This window comes from Streptomyces sp. AC627_RSS907 (genome assembly GCF_019049165.1).
Window position 1 is genome coordinate 1 of record NZ_JAGMUE010000213.1, and the last position, 785, is coordinate 785.

The window sequence follows — 785 nt, forward strand, 5'->3', positions numbered from 1 at the left end:
CAAGTGGACCTCCCGCTGTCGCAGACCGGCGGTTCCGCAGCCGCCGGGGGAGCGGGGGAGACCGGCGGCTGCGGCGACGGCTGCGGCTGCGGCGGCGCCGACGGCGCGTACGAGCTGGACCCGCTGGAGTGCGGGCTCGACCCGGACCTCGCGGCGCTGCTGGTCGCGGCCGGGCTCGACCCGGTGCAGGTCGAGGACATCGCGCACGTGGCGATCGAGGAGGACCTCGACCGCGGCGTGGACGTCACCACCGTGGCGACCATCCCCGAGGACGCGGTCGCCACCGGCGACTTCACGGCCCGCGAGGCGGGCACCGTGGCCGGCCTGCGCATCGCCGAGGCGATCCTGTCGGTGGTGTGCACCGACGCGTTCGAGGTCGAGCGGCACGCCGAGGACGGCGACCGGGTCGCCCCGGGCGACAGGCTGCTGTCCGTCCGCACCCGCACCCGCGACCTGCTGACCGGCGAGCGCAGCGCGCTCAACCTGCTGTGCCGGCTGTCCGGCATCGCGACCGCGACCCGCGCCTGGGCCGACGCGCTGGCGGGCACCGGCGCCGCCGTCCGCGACACCCGCAAGACCACCCCCGGCCTGCGCGCCCTGGAGAAGTACGCGGTCCGCTGCGGCGGCGGCGTCAACCACCGGATGTCCCTGTCGGACGCGGCGCTGATCAAGGACAACCACGTGGTGGCCGCCGGCGGCGTCGCGGCGGCGTTCACGGCGGTACGGGACGCCTTCCCCGGGCTGCCGATCGAGGTCGAGGTGGACCGCCTCGACCAGATCGAGCC

Annotated in this window: 1 protein-coding gene; it reads left to right on the forward strand. The window is 76.3% G+C overall.

Going from position 1 to position 785, the window contains the following annotated elements:
- Window positions 1–3: 3 nt before the first annotated feature.
- Window positions 4–785, forward strand: a 782-nt coding sequence (gene nadC, locus KUM32_RS32290) for a carboxylating nicotinate-nucleotide diphosphorylase (protein ID WP_217145493.1), incomplete at its 3' end; no start/stop codon positions are given.